The 18,840-nt window shown below is 69.0% G+C and carries 16 protein-coding genes; all 16 read left to right on the top strand.

What is annotated here, in order from left to right; all coding sequences use genetic code 11:
• Window positions 1-6 precede the first annotated feature (6 nt).
• The 16 genes from FHS55_RS00320 to FHS55_RS00245 all read left to right on the top strand — a co-directional run bounded on the left by FHS55_RS00320 (window position 7) and on the right by FHS55_RS00245 (window position 18,811).
• The gene (locus FHS55_RS00320; protein ID WP_183187698.1) at window positions 7-1,002 is read left to right on the top strand and encodes an ABC transporter permease; all 996 of its coding nucleotides are present in this window, start codon (window positions 7-9) and stop codon (window positions 1,000-1,002) included.
• Window positions 1,003-1,012: 10 nt separating this feature from the next.
• Entirely contained in the window at window positions 1,013-2,044 is a 1,032-nt protein-coding gene (yjfF, locus tag FHS55_RS00315; protein ID WP_183187697.1) for a galactofuranose ABC transporter, permease protein YjfF, read from the top strand.
• Entirely contained in the window at window positions 2,041-2,763 is a 723-nt protein-coding gene (locus FHS55_RS00310) for an FCD domain-containing protein (RefSeq protein WP_183187696.1), read from the top strand. The genes yjfF and FHS55_RS00310 overlap by 4 nt, the downstream gene beginning before the upstream one ends.
• Window positions 2,764-2,775: 12 nt before the next feature.
• A complete protein-coding gene (locus FHS55_RS00305) occupies window positions 2,776-4,524 on the top strand; it encodes an IlvD/Edd family dehydratase (protein ID WP_183187695.1) in 1,749 nt (582 codons plus the stop codon).
• A 99-nt stretch (window positions 4,525-4,623) separates the two neighbouring features.
• Window positions 4,624-5,559, top strand: coding sequence for a dihydrodipicolinate synthase family protein (locus tag FHS55_RS00300; RefSeq protein WP_425485767.1), 936 nt, complete (start codon window positions 4,624-4,626; stop codon window positions 5,557-5,559).
• On the top strand, window positions 5,559-7,175 hold the full coding sequence (locus FHS55_RS00295) for an aldehyde dehydrogenase family protein (RefSeq protein WP_210286801.1): 1,617 nt from the start codon (window positions 5,559-5,561) through the stop codon (window positions 7,173-7,175). Before FHS55_RS00300 ends, FHS55_RS00295 begins: the two co-directional genes overlap by 1 nt.
• Entirely contained in the window at window positions 7,172-8,098 is a 927-nt protein-coding gene (locus FHS55_RS00290; protein ID WP_183187694.1) for a Gfo/Idh/MocA family protein, read from the top strand. Before FHS55_RS00295 ends, FHS55_RS00290 begins: the two co-directional genes overlap by 4 nt.
• A 2-nt stretch (window positions 8,099-8,100) precedes the next feature.
• Window positions 8,101-9,183 (top strand): aldose epimerase family protein, encoded by a 1,083-nt coding sequence (locus FHS55_RS00285; protein ID WP_183188562.1) that lies wholly within the window; start codon window positions 8,101-8,103, stop codon window positions 9,181-9,183.
• 28 nt (window positions 9,184-9,211) lie between these two features.
• Complete coding sequence (locus FHS55_RS00280; protein ID WP_183187693.1) at window positions 9,212-11,017, top strand: IlvD/Edd family dehydratase; 1,806 nt, start codon at window positions 9,212-9,214, stop codon at window positions 11,015-11,017.
• Window positions 11,018-11,030: 13 nt separating this feature from the next.
• Entirely contained in the window at window positions 11,031-11,924 is an 894-nt protein-coding gene (locus tag FHS55_RS00275; RefSeq protein WP_183187692.1) for an SMP-30/gluconolactonase/LRE family protein, read from the top strand.
• Complete coding sequence (locus FHS55_RS00270; RefSeq protein WP_183187691.1) at window positions 11,924-12,853, top strand: 2-dehydro-3-deoxygalactonokinase; 930 nt, start codon at window positions 11,924-11,926, stop codon at window positions 12,851-12,853. The genes FHS55_RS00275 and FHS55_RS00270 overlap by 1 nt, the downstream gene beginning before the upstream one ends.
• A complete protein-coding gene (locus FHS55_RS00265) occupies window positions 12,850-13,545 on the top strand; it encodes a 2-dehydro-3-deoxy-6-phosphogalactonate aldolase (RefSeq protein WP_183187690.1) in 696 nt (231 codons plus the stop codon). The genes FHS55_RS00270 and FHS55_RS00265 overlap by 4 nt, the downstream gene beginning before the upstream one ends.
• 94 nt (window positions 13,546-13,639) lie before the next feature.
• A complete protein-coding gene (gene chvE, locus FHS55_RS00260) occupies window positions 13,640-14,716 on the top strand; it encodes a multiple monosaccharide ABC transporter substrate-binding protein (RefSeq protein ID WP_183187689.1) in 1,077 nt (358 codons plus the stop codon).
• Entirely contained in the window at window positions 14,662-16,353 is a 1,692-nt protein-coding gene (gene mmsA, locus FHS55_RS00255) for a multiple monosaccharide ABC transporter ATP-binding protein (protein ID WP_425485775.1), read from the top strand. Before chvE ends, mmsA begins: the two co-directional genes overlap by 55 nt.
• Window positions 16,350-17,537, top strand: a complete 1,188-nt coding sequence (gene mmsB / locus FHS55_RS00250; protein ID WP_183187687.1) for a multiple monosaccharide ABC transporter permease — start codon at window positions 16,350-16,352, stop codon at window positions 17,535-17,537. The genes mmsA and mmsB overlap by 4 nt, the downstream gene beginning before the upstream one ends.
• Before the next feature lie 179 nt (window positions 17,538-17,716).
• Window positions 17,717-18,811, top strand: coding sequence for a class I SAM-dependent methyltransferase (locus FHS55_RS00245; RefSeq protein ID WP_183187686.1), 1,095 nt, complete (start codon window positions 17,717-17,719; stop codon window positions 18,809-18,811).
• The last annotated feature ends 29 nt before the right edge of the window (window positions 18,812-18,840 follow it).

Below are 18,840 nucleotides of genomic sequence, written 5' to 3'. Positions count from 1 at the left end.
GGGACCATGGCGCTTCGCCTGCCGCGTGTCGGCACCGCGCAGATCGGCGCGCTGGCGCTGATCCTCGCCGCCAACTGGGTGGTGTCGCCGCAATTCTTCGACATCCGCCTGCAGGACGGGCGGCTGTTCGGCAGTCTGATCGACGTGCTGAACCGCGGCGCGCCGGTGGCGCTGCTCTCGCTCGGCATGGTGCTGGTCATCGCCATGCGCGGCATCGACCTCTCGGTCGGCGCGGTCATGGCGATCTCAGGTGCCATCGCCGCCAGCCTTGCCGACAGCCATTCGCTGCCGGTGGTTCTGGCCGCCGCGCTGGGCGCGGGGCTGCTGTGCGGGCTGTGGAACGGCTTCCTGGTCGCGGTGCTGGGCATCCAGCCCATCGTCGCCACGCTGATCCTCATGGTGGCGGGGCGCGGCATCGCGCAGCTCATCACCGAGGGGCGCATCGTCACCTTCACCTCGCCCGATCTCGCCTTTCTCGGTGGCGGCTCGGTGCTGGGCGTGCCGACCCCGATCGTGCTCGCCCTCGCCATGCTGGCGCTGACGCTGGCCGTGGTGCGCGGCACGGCGCTCGGCCTGATGATCGAGGCGAGCGGCGGCAACCCGCGCGCCAGCGCGCTGGCCGGCATCGGCACAAGGCTGATCACGCTGGCGGTCTATGTATGGAGCGGGCTGTGCGCCGCGCTGGCCGGCATCGTCGCGGCGGCCGACATTCTCGGCGCGGACGCCAACAATGCCGGGCTGTGGCTGGAGCTGGACGCCATCCTCGCGGTGGTGATCGGCGGCACCTCGCTGTTCGGCGGGCGCTTCTCCATCATCCTCGCGGTGGTCGGCGCGCTGATCATACAGGCGATGAATACCGGCATCCTCCTGTCCGGCCTGCCGCCCGAGACCAATCTCGTGGTGAAGGCGGTGGTGGTGCTGGCCGTGCTGCTCGCCCAGTCGCCGCGGCTCGGCGCCCATCTGGCGGGCCTGCGCGTGCTGTTCGGCCCCCGGAAAGCGTGAGGAGGCTTTGATGATCCGCTCGCTCGCCCGCCTGATGCCGGTTCTCGCCACCACGGCGGTGTTCCTCGCCGGCTTCCTGCTATGCTCGCTGGTCTATCCGAACTTCGCCTCGATGCGGGTGGTGATGAACCTCATGACCGACAATGCCTTTCTCGGCATCGTCGCGGTGGGCATGACGTTCGTTATCATTTCCGGCGGCATCGATCTCTCGGTCGGCTCGGTGATCGGCTTCACCACGGTGTTCCTGGCGCTGGCCATCGAGCGCTGGGGCGTGCCCCCGCTCATGGCCTTCGCGCTGATCCTGATCATCTGCGCCGCGTTCGGCGCCTGTATGGGCGCGGTGATCCAGTATTTCGAGCTGCCGGCCTTCATCGTCACACTGGCGGGCATGTTCCTGGCGCGGGGCGTGAGCTTCCTCCTCTCCACCGAATCGATTCCGATCAACGCCGATCTCTATGCCCACCTGTCCGACCACGCGATCCGCTTCGGCACCGGGGCCCGGCTCACCGTTCCGGCGATGATCATGCTGGCGGTGGTGATCGGCGGCATGGTGCTGCTGCACCTCACGCGTTTCGGCGCCAATGTCTATGCGCTGGGCGGCTCGCGCGCGGCGACGGCGCTGATGGGCATCAACGTGCCGCGCACCACGGTGCTCATCTACACGCTCTCCAGCGTGCTGGCCGGGCTTTCCGGCATCGTGTTCTCGCTCTACACCTCCTCGGGCTATTCGCTGTCGGCGGTAGGGGTGGAGCTTGACGCCATCGCCGCGGTGGTGATCGGGGGCACCCTGCTCTCGGGTGGCTATGGCTTCGTGTTCGGCTCCTTTGTCGGCGTGCTGATCCAGGGTCTGATCCAGACCTACATCAGCTTCGACGGCTCGCTGTCGAGCTGGTGGGCGAAGATCGCCACCGGCCTGCTGCTGTTCGCCTTCATCGCCTTCCAGCAGATCACGCTCCACCTCGCCCGTCGTCCGGCGCGCCGCTCCGGGCGGCCGTCTCCGCCGCCTCCGGCGGCCATCGCTCAGGGAGTCGCCCGGCCGTGACGTCGCAGATCATCGTCATTCCCGCCCGCCGCGCCCATTCCAACCATGCGGAAATCGCCCGCAGCATCGGCATCGACATCATTGCCGGGCGCTATGGCGAGGGCGCCAAGCTGCCGGGCGATGCCGAGCTCATCCTGCTGTTCGGGGTTTCCCGCCCGGTATTGCGCGAGAGCGTGAAGACCCTGGTGGCCAAGGGCCTGCTCTCCACCAAGGCGCGGGTCGGCACGGTGGTGCGCGAGCGCGCGGCGTGGAACATGTTCGACCCCGACGTGCTCGCCTGGCACCTCGACGCCGGCATCGACAAGCGCTTCCTGCGCGATCTCTCGGAAATCCGCCTCGCGGTGGAACCGCGCGCGGCCGCGCTCGCCGCCGAGCGACGCTCCGGGGAAGACCTCGCGCTGATGCGCCAGGCGGTCGCGCGCATGCGGCAGGAGCCGGGCGCCTCCGACGGCTTCGCCGAGGCCGACCTGGCGCTGCATGTCGCCATTGCCACCGCCTCGGGCAATCCGTTCATGCGTTCCATCGGCGCGGTGATCGAAGCGGCGCTGCGCTCGTCCTTCCTGCTTTCCGCGCCGGGCGATGCGCGCGAGCACGAGATCGCGGTGGCCGCGCATGAGCGCATCGTCGAGGCCATCGCCGACGCGGACGCGGAAGCCGCCGCCGCCGCCATGACCAATGTGATCTTCAACGGCCTGCGCCGCCACGGCGCAGCAGGCTGAATGGGTGCCCCGATGAACGACGACGGTTCGAGCCACGACGACACGAAGAAGCTGCGCAGCCAGGCCTGGTTCGGCCGCCAGGACAAGATGGGCTTCTATTACCGCTCGTTCCTCAAGAACAGCGGCCAGCCGCAGGACCGTTTCGACGGTCGGCCGGTGATCGGCATCTGCAACACCTGGTCCGAGCTGACGCCCTGCAACATCCATTTCCGCGACCTCGCCGAGCATGTGCGGCGCGGCGTGCTGGATGCGGGCGGCTATCCCCTGGAATTCCCCGTCTCCTCGCTCGGCGAGGTGACGATGCGCCCCACCGCCATGCTGTTCCGCAACCTCGCCTCGATGGATGTGGAGGAGGCGATCCGCGCCCATCCGCTCGATGGCGTGGTGCTGCTCATGGGCTGCGACAAGACCACGCCCGCGCTGCTGATGGGCGCGGCCTCCGCCGACCTGCCGACGATCGGCGTCTCCGGCGGGCCGCAGCTGCGCGGCGTCTATCGCGGGCAGATCATCGGCTCGGGCACCAACATCATCTCGATGAGCGAGCAATTGCGCGCCGGCGAGGTGACGCTGGAAGAGTTCCATGAGGCGGAAGCCGGCATGAACCGCTCCTCGGGCAGCTGCATGACCATGGGCACCGCCTCCAGCATGGCCTCGATGGTGGAAGCGCTCGGCATCGGCCTGCCGGAAAACGCCGCGATTCCGGCGGTGGACGCGCGGCGCAACCTGCTGGCCCGCATGGCGGGGCGGCGCATCGTCGATCTGGTGAAGGAGGACGTGAAGCCCTCCGACATCCTCACCCGCGCCGCGTTCGAGAACGCCATCCGCACGCTGGCGGCGATCGGCGGCTCGACCAATGCGGTGGTGCACCTTCTGGCCATTGCCGGGCGGGTGGGCGTCGATCTCACGCTCGACGATTTCGACCGGCTGGGCCGCGACATCCACTGCCTGGTCGACCTGATGCCGTCCGGCCGCTTCCTCATGGAGGATTTCTACTATGCCGGCGGCCTGCCCGCCGTGCTGCGGGCGCTGGGCGAGCGCGGCCTGCTCCACAAGGAGGCGCTCACCGTCAATGGCCGCACAATGTGGGAGAATGTCGAGAAGGCGCCGAACTGGAATAGCGAGGTCATCACCTCGTTCGAGGCGCCGTTCAAGCCGGATGCCGGCATCGCCATCCTCAAGGGCAACCTCGCCCCCGACGGCGCGGTGATCAAGCCCTCCGCCGCCTCACCGCACCTGATGCAGCATACCGGCCGCGCCGTGGTGTTCGAAAGCGTCGAGGAGATGCACCACGCGGTGAATGACGAGGCGCTCGACATCGACGCCTCCTGCATCATGGTGCTGAAGAATTGCGGGCCGAAGGGCTATCCCGGCATGGCCGAGGTCGGCAACATGCCGCTGCCGGCCAAGCTGCTGCGCGAGGGTGTGCGCGACATGATCCGCATTTCCGATGCGCGCATGTCCGGCACCGCCTATGGCACGGTCGTGCTGCATGTCGCCCCGGAGGCGACCGCCGGCGGGCCCCTCGCGCTGGTGCGGAACGGCGACCTCATCACGCTCGACGTGCCCGCCCGCGCGCTCCACCTGCATGTCGGCGACGACGAACTGGCCGAGCGCCGCGCCCAATGGGTGCCGCCCGCCCCGCACGCGACGCGCGGCTACCAGCGTCTGTACATCGACCACGTGCTGCAGGCCGACCGCGGCGCCGATCTCGACTTCCTCGTGGGGCGCACCGGCTCGCCGGTCCCCCGCGACAATCACTAGCGCCCGCGCCGATCGGATTGCCACGCAATCGGATCGGGTCACGCGGTCTCCATCCCTGGTTCAGAACCAGCTCGTACGGCCCACTTCCACGAAGGGTGCATGATGACGACCACTTCCGCCGCCGGTCCCTACCAGGGGGTCTTCCCGGTCGCCCCGACCGTGTTCGACGCGACAGGCCGGCTCGATCTAGAGGGCCAGACGCGCGCCATCGACTTCATGATCGACGCCGGCTCGCACGGCCTGTGCATCCTCGCCAATTTCTCCGAGCAGTTCGTGCTCGGCGATGACGAGCGCGATCTCGTCATGCGGACCGTGCTGGAACATGTCGCCGGGCGCGTGCCGGTCATCGTCACCACCACCCATTTCGCCACGCATATCTGCGCCGAGCGTTCGAAGCGCGCGCAGGACATGGGCGCGGCCATGGTCATGGTCATGCCGCCCTATCACGGCGCCACCTTCCGCGTGCCGGAAGCCTCCATCCTCGATTTCTACCGCGCGGTCTCCGACGCGATTCGTATCCCCATCATGGTGCAGGACGCCCCCGTCGCCGGCACGCCGCTCTCCGTGCCGTTGCTCGCCAGGATGGCGCGCGAGATCGAGAACCTCGCCTATTTCAAGATCGAGGTGCCGCAGGCCGCGAACAAGCTGCGCGCGCTGATCGAGGCCGGCGGCGATGCCATCATCGGCCCGTGGGACGGCGAGGAAGCCATCACCCTGATGGCCGATCTCGACGCCGGGGCCACCGGCGCCATGACCGGCGGCGGCTATCCCGACGGAATCCGCGCGATCATCGACCCCTATTTTGCCGGCAATCGCGAGGCCGCCCTCGAGGCCTATGAGCGCTGGCTGCCGCTGATCAATTACGAGAACCGGCAGGCGGGCTTTGCCACCGCCAAGATCCTGATGAAGGAAGGCGGCATCATCGCGAACGACACGCTGCGCGCGCCGCTGCCGCCCGTCCACCCCGCCACGCGCGCCGGGTTGCTGGAACTCGCCCGCCGGCTCGATCCCCTCGTGCTGAAATGGGGGAAGTGATGAGCGAGATGGAGACAGGAGCCGTCAACATGCTGACCGGTGCCGCCCTCATCGGCTCCCGCGACGTGGCCGGCGAGGCCACCTTTCGCGCCATCGACCCCGCGCGCAACGAGGCGCTCGCGCCCGCCTTCACCGAGGCCGGGCCGGCGGAGGTCGAAGCGGCCGCCGCTCTCGCGGCAGCGGCCTTCCCGGTCTATCGCGCCACCACACCCGAGCAGCGCGCCGGCTTTCTCGAGCGGATCGCTTTGAAGATCGAAGCCATCGGCGATGCGCTGATCGCGCGCGCCGCGCAGGAAACGGGGCTGCCGGCGGCGCGCCTGCAGGGTGAGCGCGCCCGTACCACGGGCCAGCTGCGCCTGTTCGCCAGCTGGGTGCGGGCGGGCGGCGCGGACGAGCCACGGCTCGATTCCCCGATGCCGGAGCGCACGCCGCTGCCGCGCGCCGACCTGCGCCTGCGCCATATCGGCATCGGACCGGTGGCGGTGTTCGGCGCCTCGAACTTCCCGCTCGCCTTCTCGGTGGCGGGCGGCGACACCGCCTCGGCGCTGGCCGCCGGCTGCCCGGTGATCGTGAAGGGCCACCCCGCCCATCCCGGCACCTCGGAGCTGGTGGGCCGCGCCATCCGTGCCGCCGTGGCCGAGGCCGGCCTGCCGGAAGGCGTGTTCTCGCTGGTTTCCGGCACGTTGAACGCGCTGGGCGCCGCGCTGGTGGGCGATCCCCGCATCATGGCGGTGGGGTTCACCGGCTCGCGCGCCGGCGGGCTGGCGCTGGTCAACATCGCCAATAGCCGCCCGGTGCCGATCCCGGTCTATGCCGAGATGAGCAGCATCAACCCGGTGTTTCTGCTGCCCGCCGCGCTGGACGCGCGGGCCGAGGCGCTCGGCAGCGGCTTCGTTGGCTCGCTCACCCTGGGTGCCGGCCAGTTCTGCACCAATCCCGGCCTCGTCATCGCTCTGGCCGGCGGCGACCTCGACCGCTTCCTCGCGAGCGCCCGCGCGGCGCTGGAGGCGGCGCCTTCCGCCACCATGCTCACGCCCGGCATTGCCGGCGCCTACGCCAAAGGCGTCGCCACGCTGGCGCAGGCCGGCGCCACCGAGCTGGCCCGTGGTGGCCAGGAGGGCGGGCCCAATGCCTGCCGCCCGGCGCTGTTCGTCACCGACGCCCCCGCCTTCATCGGCGCGGCGGGGCTGGCGCATGAAGTGTTCGGCGCCTCCTCGCTTGTGGTGCGCTGCGCGGATGTGGACGAAATGCTCGCCGTGGCCCGTGCCGTCGAGGGGCAGCTGACCGCCACGCTGCATCTGGAGGCGGAGGATCACGCGCTCGCCGCCCGGCTCGTGCCGATCCTTGAGGAAAAAGCCGGGCGCATCCTCGCCAATGGCTGGCCGACCGGCGTCGAGGTGTGCCATGCCATGGTGCATGGCGGCCCCTTCCCCGCCACTTCCGATCCCTGCTCGACCTCGGTCGGCACGCTCGCCATCCGCCGCTTCCTGCGCCCGGTCTGCTACCAGGATCTGCCGGAGGCGCTGCTGCCCGCCGCCGTGCGGGACGGCAACCCGCTCAACCTCCCCCGCCTCATCGACGGCGTGCCGGAAACGCCACGGGAACCGCGTTCATGAGCCCCATTCGTCTCGCCATTGTCGGCCTCGGCAAGATCGCCCGCGACCAGCACATTCCCGCCATCGCGCGGACGGAGGGCATCGCGCTCGCCGCCATTGCCAGCCGCAACGCGGCGCTGGAGGGCGTCGCCCATTTCGCCACGCTGGACGAGCTGCTGGCGAGCGGCGAGGCGATCGACGCGGTGGCGCTCTGCACCCCGCCGCAGGTGCGCCGCGCCCAAGCGCAGGCCGCGCTGGAAGCGGGCAAGCATGTGCTGCTGGAAAAACCCCCCGGCGCCACGGTGAGCGAACTGGGGCCGCTCATTGCCGCCGCGCAGGCCGCCGGCCGTACGCTGTTCGCCACCTGGCACTCTCGCTTCGCCCCGGCGGTGGAGCCGGTCCGCGCGTTGCTGGCCGGGCGCACGCTGCGCTCGGTCACGATCGAGTGGAAGGAGGATGTGCGCGTGTGGCATCCCGGGCAGGAGTGGATCTTCGAGCCCGGCGGGCTCGGCGTGTTCGATCCCGCGATCAACGCGCTGTCGATCCTCACCCGCATCCTGCCGCGCCCGGTCTTCGTCACATCGGCGCGTCTCGCCTTTCCGGCCAATCGCGATGCCCCGATCGCCGCCGAGCTGGACCTTGCCGATGCGCAGGGCCTGCCGATCCGCGCCGAGCTGGACTTCCTGCAGACCGGCCCGCAGACATGGGATATCCGGGTGGACACGGATGAGGGCCTGCTCACCCTTTCCTCCGGCGGGGCGAAGCTGTTTCACGAAGGCGCCACGCTGGTCGACGAGAAGGAAGCCGAATATGCCGGCATCTACCGGCATTTCGTCGACCTGATCCGTCGTGGCGCGTCCGATGTCGACCTCGCCCCACTCGCCCTCGTCGCCGACGCCTTCCTGCTCGGCCGGCGCACGCAGGTCGAGTCTTTCGAGTATTGATGATGGACCGGCCCGTGCCCCCCCGCCTGCTGCGCGAACCCTTCGGCATCCTTGCCGACGGCACCGCGATTGAACGCCTGCGCCTGCTCGGTGACGGCGGGTTCGAGGTCGCGATCCTCACCTTCGGCGCAGTGGTGCAGGCGCTGCATGTGCCGGACCGTGACGGCGACAGCGTCGACATCGTGCTCGGGCATGACCGCCTCGCCCCCTATGCCAGCGACCGGCGCTATTTCGGCGCGGCGGTGGGGCGCTATGCCAACCGCATCCAGGGCGGCAGCTTCACTCTGGACGGCATCGCCTGCCACGTGCCGGCCAATGACGGGCCCAACGCCCTGCATGGCGGGCCGGACGGCTTCGACCGCCGGGTGTGGAGCGTGGAGGCGGTCACGGACGGCCCGGCGCCGTCGGTGACGCTCGGCCTCGTCTCACCGGACGGCGACCAGGGCTTTCCCGGCACGCTGAGCGTGCGCCTGACCTATGCGCTCACCGGCCCGCGCGAATTGTCCATCGCCTTCGAGGCGACGACCGACCGGCCGACGCTGGTGAACCTCACCCATCACGGCTTCTTCAACCTCGCCGGCGTGGCAGAGGGCGGCGACGTGCTCGACCATGTGCTGACGCTCAACGCCGACAGCTACCTGCCGGTCGACGCCCTCGCCATTCCGCACGGGGGGCCGGCCCCGGTGGCCGGCACGCCGTTCGATTTCCGCAGCCCCAAGGCGATCGGCGCGGATATCCGCGCCGCGCATGAGCAGGTGCGGCTCGGGCGCGGCTACGACCATAATTACTGCCTGAGCGGGGGCCGCACGCGCGTGCCGCGCCTCGCGGCGCGGGTCGAGCATCCCGGCTCCGGCCGGGTGATGGAACTCATGACCGACCAGCCGGGGCTGCAATTCTATTCCGGCAACTTCCTCGACGGGACGGCGGAAGGAAAGTTCGGCCGGCTTCACCGCCAGTCGGACGCCTTCTGCCTGGAACCGCAGGCATGGCCCGACACGCCAAACCGGGGGGACTTCCCCTCGGCCCGCCTCGATCCCGGCGAGACCTATCGCCACGTTTCGCTCTACCGCTTCTCGACCCTCTGAATTCCGGAGGCCCGCCAGGGGAACTACCATGCACGGCAAGGCACCGCAGACCGACCGCCCGCTCCGCTCGAAGGCCTGGTTCGACAACCCAGCCAATATCGACATGACGGCGCTGTATATCGAGCGCTATCTCAATTTCGGCCTGAGCCAGGAGGAACTGCAGTCCGGCCGGCCGATCATCGGCATCGCGCAGACCGGCTCCGATCTCTCGCCCTGCAACCGCCATCACATCGAGCTCGCCAAGCGCACCCGCGAGGGCATCCGCGAGGCGGGCGGCATCGCCATCGAATTCCCGGTGCATCCGATCCAGGAAACCGGCAAGCGCCCCACCGCCGGCCTCGACCGCAACCTCGCCTATCTCGGCCTTGTCGAAACGCTGTACGGCTACCCGCTCGACGGCGTCGTCCTCACCATTGGCTGCGACAAGACCACCCCGGCGCTGCTGATGGCGGCGGCCACCGTCAATATTCCCGCCATCGCGCTCTCGGTCGGGCCGATGCTGAACGGCTGGTACAAGGGCGAGCGCACCGGCTCGGGCACCATTGTGTGGAAGGCGCGCGAGCTGCTGGCCAAGGGCGAGATCGACTATCCGGGCTTCGTGAAGCTGGTGGCCTCCTCGGCCCCCTCCACCGGCTATTGCAACACCATGGGCACGGCGACGACGATGAACTCGCTGGCCGAGGCGCTGGGCATGCAGCTGCCCGGCTCGGCCGCCATTCCCGCGCCCTATCGCGACCGGCAGGAAATCGCCTACCGCACCGGGCTGCGCATCGTCGACATGGTGCGCGAGGACCTGAAACCCTCGGACATCCTCACCCGCGACGCCTTCCTCAACGCGATCCGCGTGAATTCCGCCATTGGCGGCTCGACCAATGCGCCGGTCCACCTCAACGCGCTGGCCCGCCATGTCGGCGTGGAGCTCTCCATCGACGACTGGCAGACCTATGGCGAGGAGGTGCCGCTGCTGGTCAATCTCCAGCCGGCCGGCGAGTATCTCGGCGAGGATTACTACCATGCCGGCGGCGTGCCGGCCGTGGTCAGCCAGCTGATCGAGCAGGGCCTCATCGCCGAGGGCGCGATGACCGCGAACGGACGTACGCTGGGCGAGAACTGCCGCGACACGCCGATCGCCGACGAGGCGGTGATCCGGCCCTATGCCACGCCGCTGAAGGAGAAGGCCGGCTTCCGCGTGCTGCGCGGCAACCTGTTTTCCTCCGCCATCATGAAGACCAGCGTCATCTCGCCCGAATTCCGCGACCGCTATCTGTCCAACCCGGCCGATCCCGAGGCTTTCGAGGGCCGCGCCGTGGTGTTCGACGGGCCGGAGGACTACCACGCCCGCATCGACGACCCGGCGCTCGCCATCGACGAGACCACCATCCTGTTCATGCGCGGGGCCGGCCCGGTCGGCTATCCCGGCGCGGCGGAAGTGGTGAACATGCGCGCGCCGGACTATCTCATCAAGGCGGGCGTGAGCGCGCTGCCCTGCATCGGCGATGGCCGGCAGTCCGGCACCTCGGGCTCGCCCTCCATCCTCAACGCCTCGCCGGAAGCCGCGGTCGGCGGCGGGCTCGCGCTGCTGCGTACCGGCGACCGCGTGCGAATCGACCTGAAGCGCAACAGCGCCGACATGCTGGTGCCCGAGGAAGAACTGGCGGCCCGGCGCGCGGCGCTGGCGGCGGCGGGCGGCTATGCCTATCCCGAAAGCCAGACGCCCTGGCAGGAGATCCAGCGCGCGCTGGTCGGCCAGCTGGAGACCGGCGCCGTTCTGGAACCGGCCGTGCGCTACCAGCGCATCGCCCAGACCCGGGGGATGCCGCGTGACAATCACTAGCACGGAGCGTCCCTTGCGCGCACCGGAGACGGCCCCCGCCACCCTGCTGAGCGATGAGCGCTGCCACCTCGGCGAGGGCCCCAGCTATGACGCGGCGACCGACACCGCCTGGTGGTTCGACATTCTCGAACAGCGGCTGTTCGAGGCGCGTCTTCGCACCGGGCAAATCACCGTCCACGGGCTGCCTCTCATGGCGAGCGCGCTGGCCAGCGTCGATGCGCAGCGCCAGCTGCTCGTGACCGCGGACGGGCTGGTGCTGCGCGACATTGCCAGCGGGCGGTTCGACATGCTCGCTCCGGTCGAGGCGGATAATGGCGCCACGCGCTCCAACGACGCTCGCGTGCATCCCAGCGGCACCTTCTGGTTCAGCACCATGGGCCGGCATGCCGAGCCGGGGGCCGGCACGATCTACGCCTTCCGGCAGGGCACGGTGACGCCGCTGTTTCCCGGCCTCACCATTCCCAACGCGATCTGCTTCTCGCCGGACGGGCTCACCGGCTATTTCGCCGACACGGCGGCGCACCGGCTCTGCCGGGTGCGGCTGGATCCGGCCACTGGCCTGCCGCTCGAGGCGCCGGCCGTGCTGTATCTGCACGCCGGCGAGGGCGGGCTGGACGGCGCCGTCACCGATGCCGAAGGCCTCATCTGGTGCGCCCTCTGGGGTGGCGCGCGGCTCAACGCCTATTCCCCGGACGGCCGTCTGGTGCGCGCCATCGCCACGCCCGCGCGGCAGACGAGCTGCCCGGTCTTCGTCGGCGCCGGCTTCGACCGGGTGCTGGTGACCTCCGCCTGGGAGGGCATGGACGAGGCCGCGCGCGCCGCCGATCCGCAGCACGGGCGCACCTTTCTCCTCGATATCGGCATCCGCGGGCGGGCCGAGCCGCGCGTGCGGCTGGGGGCGCTGTGATGGGGGCTCTCTCGCATGTCGTGGTCGACTGGGGCACGTCGAGCTTCCGGCTCTGGGCGCTCGACCGCGCGGGCCATGTGCTCGGCGAGCGGCGCAGCGCGCAGGGGCTCGCCGCCTCAGGCGTGGAAGGCTTCGAGACGGTGCTGGAATCGCACCTCGGGGCTCTCGGCGTCGGCGATGGCGTGCCGGTGATGATGTGCGGCATGGTCGGCTCGCGCAGCGGCTGGGTCGAGGCCGCCTATCTCGACGCGCCCGTGCGGCTCGACGAACTGGCGGCCCGCGGCACGCATGTGCCTTCCGCGCATCGGCTGATCCGCATCCTGCCCGGCATCGCCCAGCGCGATCCCGCGCATCCCGACGTGATCCGTGGCGAGGAAACGCAAGTGCTTGCGCTCGCCCGGCGCGGCCATAGCGGCCTCGCCTGCCTGCCCGGCACCCATTCCAAATGGGTGGAGCTCAGGGATGGCGCGGTGGAACAGTTCGTCACCTTCATGACCGGCGAGCTGTTCCAGCTGCTGCGCGAACGCTCGGTGCTGGCGCCGGCGCTGCAGGGCGCCACGCCGGTCGATCCGGCCGCGCCCGATTTCGCCGCGGGCGTCGCGGAGGCGCTCGCCGCGCCGGCGTCGATCGGCAACGCGCTGTTCGCGCTGCGGGCGGGATGGCTGCTGGCCGACCGGCCGGCGGATGCCGCGCTGGCGCGCCTGTCCGGCCTGCTGATCGGGCTGGAGATCGCCGGCGCCCGCGCGCGGCTCGGCGCGATGGCGGCGGTGACGCTGATCGCCTCCGGGCCCAGTGCCGCGCTCTATCGGCAAGCGCTGGCGATTGCCGGCCTCGCCGTGCCGGACGAACTCGACGCCGAGGACTGCGTGCGCCGTGGACTGCATGAGGCCGCGCGGATCGCCTTCCGTCTCGAAAGGGTTACCCCATGACCGCCCTCTCCGCTCCCGCACCCGCCGGCGTGACCTGGCCCGGCCTTCGCCGTTCGCTTGTCGCCATCCTGCGCGGCATCGCTCCGCTTGAGGCCGAGGCGATCGTCGGCGCGCTGATCGAGGAAGGGTTGGAGGCGATCGAGATTCCGCTCAACTCGCCCGACCCGTTCCGCTCCATCGAGACGGCCGCCCGGCTCGCCCCGTCCGGCGTGCTGATCGGCGCGGGAACGGTGCTGACGAGCGCGGATGTCGACCGGCTCGCCGCCGCCGGCGGCCGGCTGATGGTGAGCCCGAATGTCGACCCCGAGGTAATCGCCCGCGCCAGCGGCCACGGCATGGTGACGATGCCCGGCGTGCTGACCCCGACCGAGGCGCTGGCCGCGGTGAAGGCGGGCGCCTCGGCGCTCAAGTTCTTTCCCGCCAACCTGCTCGGGCCCTCGATCATCCAGGCGATCACCGTGATCCTGCCGGCCGGCACCGTGGTGGGCGCCGTGGGCGGGGTCGGCGAGAACGAGTTCGCCGCCTATGCGCGGGCCGGCATCCGCACGTTCGGCCTCGGCTCCAGCCTCTACCGGCCGGGCGCGGACGCCGACGAGGTGCGTGCCAGGGCCCGCGCGATCATCGCCGCCTATGACGCGGCCTGTCCCGCGCCGACGGAGCCGCCAACGGAGATTCGGCACGCCCCGAGCTGAGGCGCGTGCCAGGACCCGCGGCGCCCGCCCCGGCGAGGCCCGCCAAGAAACCGGCACGCAAGCGCGGCCACCGATCCACCCACGGGAGACTTCCATGAAACGCCTGACGACGACCTTTGCCGCCACCCTCGCTACCCTCGCGCTCGGCGCGCTGGCCTTCGCCGCGCCCGCCGCCGCGCAGGGCAAGGGCACGGTCGGCATCGCCATGCCCACCAAATCCTCCGCCCGCTGGATCGCCGACGGCGACAACATGGTGAAGGTGCTGAAGGAGCGCGGCTACACCACCGACCTGCAATATGCCGAAGACGACATTCCCAACCAGCTCTCGCAGATCGAGAACATGGTGACCAAGGGCGCCAAGGTGCTGGTCATCGCCTCGATCGACGGCACCACCCTGTCCGACGTGCTCAAGCAGGCGCATGACAAGGGCATCAAGGTGATCGCCTATGACCGGCTGATCCGCGAGACGCCGAATGTCGACTATTACGCGACCTTCGACAATTTCCAGGTCGGCGTGCTGCAGGCGCAGTCGCTGCTGAAGGGCCTCGGCTATCCCGAGAAGAAGGGCCCGTTCAACATCGAGCTGTTCGGCGGCTCGCCGGACGACAACAACGCCTATTTCTTCTATGATGGCGCGCTCTCGGTGCTGAAGCCGCTGATCGACAACGGCACGCTGAAGATCGCCTCCGGCCAGACCGGCATGGACAAGGTCTCGACCCTGCGCTGGGACGGCGCCACCGCCCAGGCGCGCATGGATAACCTTTTGAGCGCCTATTACACCGACAAGAAGCTCGACGGCGTGCTCTCGCCCTATGACGGCCTGTCCATCGGCATACTGTCCTCGCTCAAGGGCGTCGGCTACGGCTCCGGCAGCATGAAGATGCCGGTCGTGACCGGGCAGGACGCGGAAGTGCCCTCGATGAAGTCGATCCTCGCCGGCGAGCAGTATTCCACCATCTTCAAGGATACCCGCGAACTGGCCAAGGTGACGGCCGACATGGTCGACGCCTCGCTCTCGGGCAAGGAGCCGACGGTCAACGACACCAAGACCTATAATAACGGCAAGAAGATCGTGCCGTCCTACCTCCTGAAGCCGGTTGTGGTCGACAAGAGCAACTGGGAAGCCGTGCTGATCGGCTCGGGCTATTACAAGCCCGGCCAGATCAACTGATCCTCAACCCGATATCGCGACCCGCGCCGGACCATGGGTCGGCGCGGGTCCCTTCGCAACGGAGCGCAGCGATGAACGCTCTTCTCGAAATGCAGGGCATCAGCAAGAACTTCACCGGGGTGAAGGCGCTGAGCGATGTGCGTTTCACCGTCAGGCCGGGCGAGATCCACGCCCTTGTCGGCGAGAACGGCGCGGGCAAGTCCACGCTGATGAAGGTGCTGAGCGGGGTCTACCCGCACGGCTCCTATGACGGGGCGATCGTGTTCGACGGCGAGGAGCGGCGTTTCCGCGACATCACCGATTCCGAAGCGGTGGGCATCATCATCATTCATCAGGAACTTGCCCTGATCCCTTTGATGTCGATCGCCGAGAACATCTTCATCGCCAACCCGCCGGGCCGCTTCGGCATCATCGACCGCGGCACGGTGCAGCGTCGCACGCGCGAGCTGCTGGCCAAGGTGGGGCTCGACGAATCCCCGGACACGCTGGTCACCAATATCGGGGTGGGCAAGCAGCAACTGGTGGAGATCGCCAAGGCGCTCTCCAAGAAGGTCCGCCTGCTTATCCTCGACGAGCCGACCGCCAGCCTCTCGGAAAAGGACAGCGCCGCCCTGCTCGACCTCCTGCTGGAGTTCAAGGCGCAGGGCATCGCCTCCATCCTCATCTCGCACAAGCTGAACGAGGTGTCGAAGGTCGCCGACCGCATCACCGTGCTGCGCGACGGGCGCACGGTCGACACCATGGATTGCCATGACGGCGCCGTGGAGGAAGACCGCATCATCGCCAAGATGGTCGACCGCGACCTCGAGCACCGCTACCCGAAGCGGGAGCCCAAATCTCCCGGCACCGGCAGCGGCGAGCCGATCTTCAAGGTGTCGAACTGGTCGGCCTACCATCCCCAGCATGCCGACCGGCAGGTCATCAAGAATCTCGACTTCGAGGTGCGGCGCGGCGAAATCGTCGGCATTGCCGGGCTGATGGGCGCCGGGCGGACCGAGTTCGCCATGAGCATTTTCGGCCGTGCCTGGGGGCAGAAGATCAGCGGCCGCGCCGAGATCGAAGGCCGCGAGGCGGATCTCTCGACGGTGCGGCGCGCCATCGACGCGGGCCTCGCCTATGTCACCGAGGACCGCAAGCATCTCGGCCTGCTGCTGGCCGAGGATATCCGCAAGAACGTGACGCTGGCCAACCTGCCGGCGATCGCCCCGGCGCGGGTGATCGACGACGTCGAGGAACTGCGCGTCGCCGCCGATTATCGCGCGCGCATGCGCATTCGCTGCCACAGCGTCTTTCAGGAAACCGGCAAGCTCTCCGGCGGCAACCAGCAGAAGGTGGTGCTGTCGAAATGGCTGTTCACCGATCCCAAGGTGCTGATCCTCGACGAGCCGACGCGCGGCATCGATGTCGGGGCCAAATATGAAATCTACTGCATCATCAACGAGCTGGCGGATGCCGGCAAAGGCGTCGTGGTGATCTCCTCGGAGATGCCTGAACTCATCGGCATCTGCGACCGCATCTGCGTGATGAACGAGGGCAGCTTCGTCGGCGAGTTCGCCGGCGGCGAGGCCACCCAGGAGAAGATCATGCGCGCCATCATGCGCAAGGGCGAGACACGTCCCAAGGAGTTACTTGCATGAGCGAAGCCGCGCTGAAGGAGAAGCCGCAGCACGCGGGCTTCCTGAAGAACAACCTGCGCGAATACGGGATGATGATCTCCCTCTTCGCCATCATGATTTTCTTCGAGGTGGTGACCGACGGCACGCTGCTGCGGCCGCTCAACCTCACCAACCTGGTGCTGCAGAACAGCTACATCGTCATCATGGCGCTGGGCATGCTGCTGGTCATCGTCACCGGGCATATCGACCTCTCGGTTGGCTCGGTCGCCGGCTTCGTCGGCGCCGTCGCGGCGGTGCTGATGGTGAAGTTCAACGTCCATTACATCCCGGCCACGCTGATCTGCCTGGTGCTCGGGGGGGCCATCGGCGCGGCGCAGGGATACTGGGTCGCCTATTTCAAGATCCCCTCCTTCATCGTCACGCTGGCGGGCATGCTGGTGTTCAAGGGGCTGGCGCTGGCCATCCTCGCCGGGCAGTCCGTGGGGCCCTTCCCGCCTACCTTCCAGAAGCTCTCCTCCGGCTTCATCCCCGAAATGGTGCCCGATGCCGGCGCGCTCTACCCGACCTCGCTGGCCATCGGCGCCGTGCTGGCGCTGGCCATGGTGTGGCTGAACTTCCGCGGCCGCGCGCGGCAGGAAGCGCACCATATCGAGACGGAGCCCTACGGCTTTTTCCTCGGCAAGAACCTGCTTCTGTTCAGCGTCATCCTCTATTTCGCCTATCTCATCGCCTCGCATCGCGGCCTGCCGAACGTGCTGGTGATCATGGTGGCGCTGATCGCGCTTTATGCCTTCCTCACGACCCGCACCACGATCGGCCGGCAGATCTATGCGGTGGGCGGCAACGAGAAGGCGGCGAAGCTCTCGGGCATCAAGACCGAGCGCCTCACCTTCCTCACCTTCGTCAACATGGGCGTGCTGGCGGCACTGGCCGGCCTCGTCTTCGCCGCGCGGCTCAACACCGCGACGCCCAAGGCCGGCCTCGGCTTCGAACTCGACGTCATCGCCGCCTGCTTCATCGGCGGCGCCTCGGCCTATGGCGGCGTGGGCAAGGTCGGCGGCGCGGTGATCGGCGCGCTCATCATGGGCGTGATGAATAACGGCATGTCGATCCTGGGCATCGGTATCGACTACCAGCAGGTCATCAAGGGCCTCGTCCTGCTCGGCGCCGTCTGCCTCGACGTCTACAACCAGCGGCGCGCCTGAGCCCGGGACGCCTTCAACGCCATGGCGTGACGAGAGACCGGCGCGACGGGGGAGCGACCTCCCGGCGCGCCGGGTTTGAAGAAACCGAAAGGCGGTTGCGCCGTTTCGTTCTGGTCACGCAAGCGGCACTGATTAATCTGACGGCAGCGTTTCATGTCAACGTGGCCGGGATGGACATCATGAGTGCTGGCGCGGCGAAGTCCCCTCTCATCGCGATGCGGGGCGCGGGCTATTACAGCAGCAACACGGCGGGGGCGAAGAGCGTCATCGATTCCGCCGCCGATCTGGCGCTGGAGGCTATTGCCGGCCTGGATCTGCCGGCCGGGCCGGGGCCGTTCTCCATCGCCGATTTCGGCGCGGCCGATGGCGGCACCTCGCTGGACCTGATGCGCCGCGTGGTGGGCGCGCTGCGCGAGCGCGCGGCCGACCTGCCGATCACCCTTACCTATACCGACCTGCCGGGCAACGACTTCTCCGCCCTGTTCGGCATGCTGCAGGCCGAGGGCGGGCTGGGTCGCGCGCCGGGCGTGTTCGCCTTCGCCAGCGGCACCACCTTCTATCGGCAGATCGTGCCGGACGGCACGCTGCATTTCGGCTTCTCGGCCACCGCCATGCACTGGCTGAGCCGTTCGCCGGGCCTCATCGCCGATCACACCCACGCCGTCGGCGCGAGCCCGGCGGAGACGGAAGCCTACCGCACGCAGTCGCTGGCCGACTGGGAGACCATCCTTTTGGCCCGCGCCCGCGAACTGGCCTCCGGCGGCGTGCTGGTGATGGCCAATTTCAGCGTCGACGACGACGGCCATTATCTCGGCTGGACCGGCGGGGTGAACATGCATGACAGCTTCGCCGCCCACTGGCGGGCGCTGGCGGCGGACGGCACGCTCCGTGCCGAGGAATACCGCGCGGCCGCGTTCCAACAATATTACAAGACCCGCGACGAATTCGCCGCGCCCTTCGCCGACCCGCAATCGCCAGTGCGCCGCGCCGGGCTGACGCTGGAGAGGATCTTCTCGCGCGTCACCCCCTGCCCCTACCGGGCGGATTTCGAGCGGCACGGCGATGCCCAAGCCTTCGCCCGCGCCTATGTGCCGACGCTGCGCTCGTGGTCGGAGAGCACGTTCTTCAGCGCGCTCGACACAGGCCGGCCGATCGAGGAGCGGCGGGCGATCATCGACCGCTTCTATGGCGCCTGTGAAGACGCCGTCGCCGCCGATCCGGCCGGCCATGCGATGGACTATGTCCACTGCTTCATGGTGATCCGCAAGGCGTGAGCCGAAGGGCGTGAGCCGAAGGGCGTGAG

The organism is Ancylobacter tetraedralis (assembly GCF_014195655.1).
Lineage (GTDB): Bacteria > Pseudomonadota > Alphaproteobacteria > Rhizobiales > Xanthobacteraceae > Ancylobacter > Ancylobacter tetraedralis.
The sequence above is the reverse complement of the archived record's forward strand: the minus strand, read 5'-3'. Positions and strand labels throughout refer to the sequence as shown.

Excerpts from the sequence above, each read along its gene's own strand:
- yjfF (WP_183187697.1), top strand. The coding sequence starts at position 1,013 with ATGATCCGCTCGCTCGCCCGCCTGATGCCGGTTCTCGCCACCACGGCG.
- FHS55_RS00245 (WP_183187686.1), top strand. The coding sequence starts at position 17,717 with ATGAGTGCTGGCGCGGCGAAGTCCCCTCTCATCGCGATGCGGGGCGCG.
- FHS55_RS00300 (WP_425485767.1), top strand. The coding sequence starts at position 4,624 with ATGATGACGACCACTTCCGCCGCCGGTCCCTACCAGGGGGTCTTCCCG.
- FHS55_RS00265 (WP_183187690.1), top strand. The coding sequence starts at position 12,850 with ATGACCGCCCTCTCCGCTCCCGCACCCGCCGGCGTGACCTGGCCCGGC.
- FHS55_RS00280 (WP_183187693.1), top strand. The coding sequence starts at position 9,212 with ATGCACGGCAAGGCACCGCAGACCGACCGCCCGCTCCGCTCGAAGGCC.
- FHS55_RS00285 (WP_183188562.1), top strand. The coding sequence starts at position 8,101 with ATGGACCGGCCCGTGCCCCCCCGCCTGCTGCGCGAACCCTTCGGCATC.
- FHS55_RS00290 (WP_183187694.1), top strand. The coding sequence starts at position 7,172 with ATGAGCCCCATTCGTCTCGCCATTGTCGGCCTCGGCAAGATCGCCCGC.
- FHS55_RS00305 (WP_183187695.1), top strand. The coding sequence starts at position 2,776 with ATGAACGACGACGGTTCGAGCCACGACGACACGAAGAAGCTGCGCAGC.
- chvE (WP_183187689.1), top strand. The coding sequence starts at position 13,640 with ATGAAACGCCTGACGACGACCTTTGCCGCCACCCTCGCTACCCTCGCG.
- FHS55_RS00270 (WP_183187691.1), top strand. The coding sequence starts at position 11,924 with ATGGGGGCTCTCTCGCATGTCGTGGTCGACTGGGGCACGTCGAGCTTC.
- mmsB (WP_183187687.1), top strand. The coding sequence starts at position 16,350 with ATGAGCGAAGCCGCGCTGAAGGAGAAGCCGCAGCACGCGGGCTTCCTG.
- FHS55_RS00295 (WP_210286801.1), top strand. The coding sequence starts at position 5,559 with ATGAGCGAGATGGAGACAGGAGCCGTCAACATGCTGACCGGTGCCGCC.
- FHS55_RS00320 (WP_183187698.1), top strand. The coding sequence starts at position 7 with ATGGCGCTTCGCCTGCCGCGTGTCGGCACCGCGCAGATCGGCGCGCTG.